The sequence below is a fragment of the Paenibacillus flagellatus genome (assembly GCF_003217775.1).
Lineage (GTDB): Bacteria > Bacillota > Bacilli > Paenibacillales > NBRC-103111 > Paenibacillus_AB > Paenibacillus_AB flagellatus.
In genome coordinates this window covers 1-6,684 of record NZ_QJVJ01000031.1, presented here as the reverse complement: position 1 = coordinate 6,684, position 6,684 = coordinate 1, and the positions used below count along the sequence as shown (strand labels likewise).

The 6,684-nt window shown below is 59.9% G+C and carries 6 protein-coding genes, 1 tRNA gene and 1 rRNA gene; 6 read left to right on the top strand and 2 right to left on the bottom strand.

The window, feature by feature from the left end; all coding sequences use genetic code 11:
* The 3 genes from DLM86_RS31590 to DLM86_RS31580 all read left to right on the top strand — a co-directional run.
* Window positions 1–128, top strand: a 23S ribosomal RNA gene (locus tag DLM86_RS31590); the annotation flags it as partial.
* Between the two features lie 209 nt (window positions 129–337).
* A tRNA-Met gene (locus tag DLM86_RS31585) sits at window positions 338–411 on the top strand.
* A 145-nt stretch (window positions 412–556) separates the two neighbouring features.
* On the top strand, window positions 557–820 hold the full coding sequence (locus DLM86_RS31580; protein ID WP_110844223.1) for a hypothetical protein: 264 nt from the start codon (window positions 557–559) through the stop codon (window positions 818–820).
* An 86-nt stretch (window positions 821–906) separates the two neighbouring features.
* Here the strand turns inward: DLM86_RS31580 and DLM86_RS31575 are convergent, their stop codons facing one another.
* On the bottom strand, window positions 907–1,380 hold the full coding sequence (locus DLM86_RS31575) for a hypothetical protein (protein ID WP_110844221.1): 474 nt from the start codon (window positions 1,378–1,380) through the stop codon (window positions 907–909).
* Between the two features lie 155 nt (window positions 1,381–1,535).
* Here DLM86_RS31575 and DLM86_RS31905 point away from each other — a divergent pair, with 155 nt between their 5' ends.
* Entirely contained in the window at window positions 1,536–1,808 is a 273-nt protein-coding gene (locus DLM86_RS31905) for a hypothetical protein (RefSeq protein WP_146250344.1), read from the top strand.
* Between the two features lie 185 nt (window positions 1,809–1,993).
* On the opposite strand, the gene uvrA is transcribed toward DLM86_RS31905, so the two are convergent.
* A complete protein-coding gene (gene uvrA, locus DLM86_RS31570; protein WP_110844219.1) occupies window positions 1,994–4,552 on the bottom strand; it encodes an excinuclease ABC subunit UvrA in 2,559 nt (852 codons plus the stop codon).
* A gap of 190 nt (window positions 4,553–4,742) precedes the next feature.
* Here uvrA and DLM86_RS31565 point away from each other — a divergent pair, with 190 nt between their 5' ends.
* On the top strand, window positions 4,743–5,729 hold the full coding sequence (locus tag DLM86_RS31565) for an aldo/keto reductase (RefSeq protein WP_110844217.1): 987 nt from the start codon (window positions 4,743–4,745) through the stop codon (window positions 5,727–5,729).
* Between the two features lie 142 nt (window positions 5,730–5,871).
* Window positions 5,872–6,522, top strand: a complete 651-nt coding sequence (locus tag DLM86_RS31560; protein WP_110844215.1) for an SOS response-associated peptidase family protein — start codon at window positions 5,872–5,874, stop codon at window positions 6,520–6,522.
* The last annotated feature ends 162 nt before the right edge of the window (window positions 6,523–6,684 follow it).

Genomic DNA, 6,684 nt, shown 5'->3' with positions numbered 1-6,684 from the left:
AAGCCCCCCTCAAGATGAGATTTCCCAATTCGTAAGACCCCTGGTAGACGACCAGGTTGATAGGTTCGGGGTGGAAGCGCCGTAAGGCGTGCAGCTGACGAATACTAATCGGTCGAGGGCTTATCCTAATCACCCCACAAAGTGACGTGATGCTTCGCAGCAGCACCGATTACTTGGCGGGGGGCCCGGAAGACCCATTCCGGGTAACTCGATCCAGCTTTAAACTCGATTCTTTCGCATCCGGTTTTCAGGGAACAAGCGATGGACGAAGCGGCAAGTCCGCATCCGACACCGACGCAGCGCATGGCCGCGCTGCTACCTGACTTTTGATTGACGACGCGGGGTGGAGCAGCCCGGTAGCTCGTCGGGCTCATAACCCGAAGGCCGCAGGTTCAAATCCTGCCCCCGCAATATCGGTTTGCCAGTGCGGCATCCCCGGAGCTTCATCCGAAGATCTCGGACATGATCGACATTGGACGAGAAACGTTTGACACTGCATCGTTTCTTTTTTATGATAAATGGATGGACAGTGCAAACTATCGGCGAGGTGACGTACATGAACAAGTTTTATGTAACCAACGTGCAGCAATCCGACACCAACGAAAAAACGGGGCATTATCAGTTTCTGGTCACATTCGACGACAAAACGAAATGCCGAGTGTTTTATACGAAAAATCCGGATTGGAAGCTGGAAAGCGTAACGAGATTGCTGACCGTTCCGTGTCCGATCTGCCGCAGAGACTATTTCTGCAACTGCTTGGAGCGGTTTACCGACGTGATCGATCAAGAAGTGAAGGAAAGCGGCTTGCTGCCGGAATGAAGAGAGGGCGAACCGCGCCTTCTCTTTTTTTTGTCGGCAACAAGCCGGACGAAGCGAACCGCTCGCGCATCGGCCGGCCAACCGGATCAAGAGCGGGCGAAGCCTTCCTCGGCCAAGTAGTCGACGGCTTCCTCGTACGTCTCGAAGGCGGATTCCAAGTTCAGCCCCGCGAATACGTACCACAGCTCATCCTCATACTTCAAAACTAGCGAATGTCCTTCGGAATTGACCCAGCGCTCCTCCCGGACGACTCCCGCAGCAGGAGACGAGCGTTCCGCCGGCGGCACGGACAGGGAGCGGATCGATTCCGCGAGGAGTGTCCGAAGCTCGTTCTCGCCGAAGTCGCGGATGTTGACGAAGCCTTTCGCATCGGTCGGATAGCCGGATAGGAGACCGGCGTAAACGTAACCGTTGCCGTTCGGATGCAGATGGTAGACGACGATTTTTTTCTCGTGGACGCTTTGTCCGTAATGATAATTGACGCGCCCGAGCGATACGTCCTTGCGCTCCAGCTCGGGAAACGATTCGATAATGGCCGCTTTGTCGGCGAAAGATAGCATGTACGTCCTCCGTATTCAGGTTCGACAGTGATTATACCACACGAACGGCTTCAACCCCAAAACCGACTTCCTCGTCGCAACGAAAGCCCCGGACTCTACGTCACGGGGCTTTGATTGTATTCGCGTCGAATTCAAATTTGGAAGGCGGAAACCGATTGGTTGAGCTGGTCGGCCAGCTGGGCCAGCGATTGACTCGTTGCGGCCGTTTGCTCCGCCGCGGCGGCCGCTTCCTCGCTCGCCGAGGCGATCGATTGCGCGGAAGCCATCACTTCGAGCGATTGAACGGCTTGGCCGCCTCCACCGCGCTGCGTCCGAAGGAATTGAGAGCGGTCGTCAGCTCTTGGACCAGCATCGATTGGGCATTCCAGGCTTGGCTTGTGCTGCCTGCGGCATTTTCCTGGGTGCTTGTGAAAATATGCTCCGAGTAGACCGCTACGATTTGATAAGCACGACGGCCGACGAGACAACGACGATCGTGACCGTACGGGTGGACCGATACGTATCGTCCGCTTGTTTCTTCGTGTTTTCGGAAATACTAACGTACAACGCGATCAACCGGACGAGTCTGTCTCGGCTCCTTCCTCGATTCGATTTTGGAACTTGACCCCGCGTATCAGGAAGAGCCTGACGGCTGCAAACCCAGCATGCTTTTCAAATAACGGCCGGTGTGGGACCTTTCCTCCATCGCCACTTGCTCGGGCGTTCCTTGCGCAACGATGGAGCCGCCGGCTTCTCCGCCTTCCGGGCCGAAATCCGCGATCCAGTCCGCATAGGCGATCAGCTCCGGATTATGCTCGATGACGATGACGGTATTGCCCGCATCGACGAGCCGGTCGAGCAGCAGACGAAGCCGGGACACGTCGCGGGGATGAAGCCCCGTGGTCGGCTCGTCGAGCAGGTAGAGCGTATGCCCCTTCCCCGGCTTGCCGAGCTCCCGAGCCAGCTTAACCCGTCCCGCTTCGCCGCCGGACAGCGTCGTCGAAGGCTGACCGAGCCGCAAATAGCCGAGTCCCGTCTCGGACAAGAGGGTCAGCTTATCCGCGATATCCATTCCCTCGAATACCGGAACGCATTCCTCCACGGTCATATCCAAAATGTCCGAAATGCTGAAGCCTTTGTACGTGACGGCCAGTACGGAGTCCGAGAAACGTCGCCCCCGGCAGACGGGACAGAGCACTTCCACGTCGGGCAAAAAATGCATGTCGAGCTGGAGCGTCCCCATTCCTTGGCATTTCTCGCAGCGGCCGCCGGGAACGTTAAACGAGAAATGACGCGACGTCAGCTTGCGGGACGCGGCCTCGGGCAAGGCGGCGAACACGTTGCGGATCGGCGTGAACAGGTCGGTATACGTCGCGACGTTCGAACGCGAAAGGCGTCCGATCGGAGACTGGTCGACGGCGATCGCTTTGTCGATATGCTCGAAGCCGTCGATGCCGGCGTGCGGCCCGGCTTCCTCCCTCGAACGTCCGAAACGGATGCCGGCGGCCTTCTCCACGATATCGAACAGGAGCGTCGATTTGCCCGAGCCGGATACGCCCGTCAAGGCGATCAAGGTGCCGAGCGGAAACGAGACGGTCACCGACTTGAGATTGTGCGCGGTCGCTCCCCGAACGGTCAACGCGTTGCCGTTGCCCGGACGCCGCGGCCGAAAGCCGATCGGCTTCTCCGCCTCGCGAAGCGTTTGGCCTGTGACGGAATCGGGCACCGACATAATCCGTTCCGCCGTCCCGCTGGCGACGACGGTTCCTCCGGCGCTGCCGGAGCCGGGGCCGATATCGATCAGATGGTCGGCGGCGCGCATGACGTCGACGTCGTGCTCGATGACGAGCACCGTGTTGCCCAGCTCGACCAGCTTGCGCAATACGCCGATCAGCTTGCGCGTATCGCGCGGGTGAAGACCGGCCGTCGGCTCGTCCAGCACGTACAGGACGCCGGTCAGTCCGGAGCCGAGCAGCGAGCTCAGCCGCAAGCGCTGCGCTTCTCCGCCCGACAGCGTGTTCGCTTCGCGGTTGAGGGTCAAATAGTTCAAGCCGACGTCGATCGGTCGACGGATCCGCTCGGCCAAATCGTGGAACACCGGTTCCCATACGCGGATCGACTCGCGATCCAGCTCCCGGGGCAGCCGTTCGAGCCAATCCAGCAGACGTTCCAGCGACCAGCCGGACACATCCGCGATCGATACGCCGCGAATCGTCACGGCGCGGCTTTCGGGGCGTAGCCGCGTCCCCGCGCAATCGGGACACGACCGCCGGACGAACGCCTGCGCGATCTTTTTCGGGTAAGCGTGATCGCCGCCGTTTTCCCGGTACCTTCTCCATAGCTGGGTAACGACGCCTTCGAATTTGCCCGCCCCGACCGACTTGGGCGGCTTCTTCCCGGGGAAGTGACGGGAGAAGAGCTCGCTGCCGACCCCGTGCAAAAGAAGGTCGCGCTGAACCTCTCCGAGCTGCCGGATGGGCACATGCAGGTCGAACGCGAAGCCGTAATGGAGCGCCGCGGCCTTTAGCACGTCCGGGTAGTATTCGGCGGACAGACGGTCCCAATGCGTCACCCCTCCGTCGGCAACGCTGCGGTCCTCGTCGAGAATCGCCGCGATGTCGACGGTGGTCGCGACACCGAGTCCGGTGCAGGACGGACAGGCGCCCTCCGGTTTATTGAAGGAGAAATGCGCCATTCGCAATCGCGGAAGCCGGGCCGCACATGCCCGGCAGACGGCCTCCTCCGCGTCCGGCCGGACCTCGTCTTCGCTTTCTTCGGTTTCGGCAATCGGGTATACGGCGCTATCGCCGAACGACGGCACTACCGTTTCCCCGCATCGGGGACAAGGGCGTTCGCCCAGCTTGGCGAATAAAACGCGCAGATACGTATAAATTTCCGTTACGGTGCCGACGGTCGAGCGCGGACTCCGGTGCGTCGTCTGCTGGCCGACGCTGATCGACGGGGAGAGGCCGGTAATGGAATCGACCTTCGGCTTGCTGATGAAATCGGTCACCATCCCCATCGATTCCATATATTGCCGCTGGCATTCCTTCTGCAGCGTCTCCATGGCCAAGGAAGATTTACCGGAGCCGGACAGGCCGGTCAGCACGACGAGCTTGCGCTTCGGGATGCTCAGCGAAACGTTTTTCAGGTTGTGCTCCCTCGCGCCTTGAATGACGATATAGTCGTCCATGTCCAACATCCTTTCGTTCGAGTGCCGAAATCGGTTCATTTTCGGTGTCGACACCAGTGTAACCGAACCAATATGACAACCTGTGACATATTGCGGGCAGCCGTGAAGGGAAAAATCGGCCGGGCTTGGACCGATTCGTCCGATCCGTAGTATAATCGATACCATTACAAGGAAAAAGGAGAGGAATCGGATGGAATACCGTCGTTTGGGAAGCAGCGGAATGCGGGTATCGGCGCTGGGCCTCGGGACGAACGCGATCGGGGCCCGCGCGGACCGGGAGACGTCGACCGCCATTATTCATGACGCCTTGGAGCTGGGCGTCAATTTCATCGATACGGCGAACATTTACGCCAAGTCCGAATCGGAAACGATTATCGGGCAGGCGCTGGCCGGCCGGCGCCACGAAGTCGTCCTGACGACGAAAGCCGGACTGACGAAAGGGCCGGGACCGAACGAGCGCGGTTCCTCGCGACGCCATTTGATGCAGGAGCTGGAAGGCAGCTTGCGGCGGCTGCAAACGGATTACGTCGATTTGTACCAAATCCATACGTTCGATCCGGAAACGCCGCTGGAAGAGACGCTGCGGACGCTCGACGACATGGTCCGGTCGGGCAAAGTCCGGTATATCGGCGCTTCGAACTATGCCGCGTGGGAGCTGACGAAGGCGCTCGGCCTGAGCGACAAGTTCGGCCTGAACCGGTTCGTCTCGATGCAGATCGGCTATTCGCTGGCCGACCGGACGCCCGAAAACGAGCTGGTCCCCGCTTGTCTCGATCAAGGGGTCGGGATCATTCCGTATTTCCCGTTGGCCGGCGGCATCTTGACCGGAAAATACGACTCGACGGACCGGGACGGGGCCCCTTCCGGGTCGCGAGCGATTACCGATCCGAACTTCGCCCGCTATTTGACCGAGGAGCGTTTGGAGCTCGGACGGGAAGTGGGCCGTTTGGCGGAGGAGGCCGGCTGCAGCGCGGGCGTGCTGTCGCTGTCGTGGCTGATGCGGAAGCCCGCCGTATCGACCGTTATCGTCGGCGCCACGCGGGTCGAGCAGCTTCGGCAAAATGCGGAGAGCGTCGCGTTGAAGCCGGAAGCGGACTTGCTCGCCCGGCTCGATTCGATCAGCCGCCCGTTCCGGTACGGCGAGCCCTTCGCCTTTTTCAGGCTGCCGCCGTCTTGATCGTTCGATCGCCAATCCGTCTACGGAGCGTTCCCGCGGGAACGCTTCTTTTTGTACGTGCCGGTCCGGTTAGAAATGGAAAACGAGGAGAATAGTAAGGAGGAATAAAAAGCGAGCCAACAAGAAGGGGAGTCCATACCGAATGAATTACCGGTTTACATTGCAAGCGGACGTCGGGCGATTGACCGAACGATTCGGCGTCACGCAGGTGCTGGCCTATTACGAGAGCGAGCGGGAAAAAGCGCCGACCGGCAACGTTGCGGCCATATGCAGCAAAGGAAACGAGCGAATGCTGGACGAGTTTCGCTGGGGACTCATGCCGTTCTGGGCAAAAGATTCCGTTCAGGCGGACGCCCGCTCGGTGCTCGGCAACAAAACGTTCGACTACCTGCTCAAGCGTCAGCGGTGCGTCATTCCGTGCACGACGTATTATCGCGTTGTGCCGGAGGACGGGAAAAAAAGCGGGCCCGACCGGATCGTGCTGCACGAAGGCGATTCGCTCGGCATGGCGGGCATTTACGACGTCTGGGTAAGCCCCCAAGGCGAGGAGCTGCGCACGTGCACGATCCTGTCGATGGAGCAGGCCGCGCCCGGAAGGGAGGAGCAGGTGCCGATGCTGCTCGGGGAGGAGCAAATCGAGGAGTGGCTTGACGGGGCCTACAAGGACAAGGACGACGTCGAGCGCCTGCTCGAGACGATCGCCGCCAGACAGCCGCGGCTGCGGCCTCTCCCGTCCGGGTATCCGGCGGCTGCGGCCGGAGGCGGGGACGAGCTTCGCCCGTCGCTGTCTTGACCGGACGATCGAAAGAAAACCGGCCGATTCCGGATTGAACTGCACCCCGTCAAGTAGACAGTACAAATAAGTAAAAGAATTAGACGGCTTTAGTCCTATATTCCTTAGGACTGAGGCCGTTTAATTTTGCCTGTATTCGCTTGTTCGTGTAAAAGTAAATAT

What these genes read in the sequence shown, in the direction of transcription:
- DLM86_RS31580 (WP_110844223.1), top strand. Translation starts at nt 557, where the DNA reads ATGAACAAGTTTTATGTAACCAACGTGCAGCAATCCGACACCAACGAA.
- DLM86_RS31575 (WP_110844221.1), bottom strand. Translation starts at nt 1,380, where the DNA reads ATGCTATCTTTCGCCGACAAAGCGGCCATTATCGAATCGTTTCCCGAG.
- uvrA (WP_110844219.1), bottom strand. Translation starts at nt 4,552, where the DNA reads ATGGACGACTATATCGTCATTCAAGGCGCGAGGGAGCACAACCTGAAA.
- DLM86_RS31565 (WP_110844217.1), top strand. Translation starts at nt 4,743, where the DNA reads ATGGAATACCGTCGTTTGGGAAGCAGCGGAATGCGGGTATCGGCGCTG.
- DLM86_RS31560 (WP_110844215.1), top strand. Translation starts at nt 5,872, where the DNA reads ATGAATTACCGGTTTACATTGCAAGCGGACGTCGGGCGATTGACCGAA.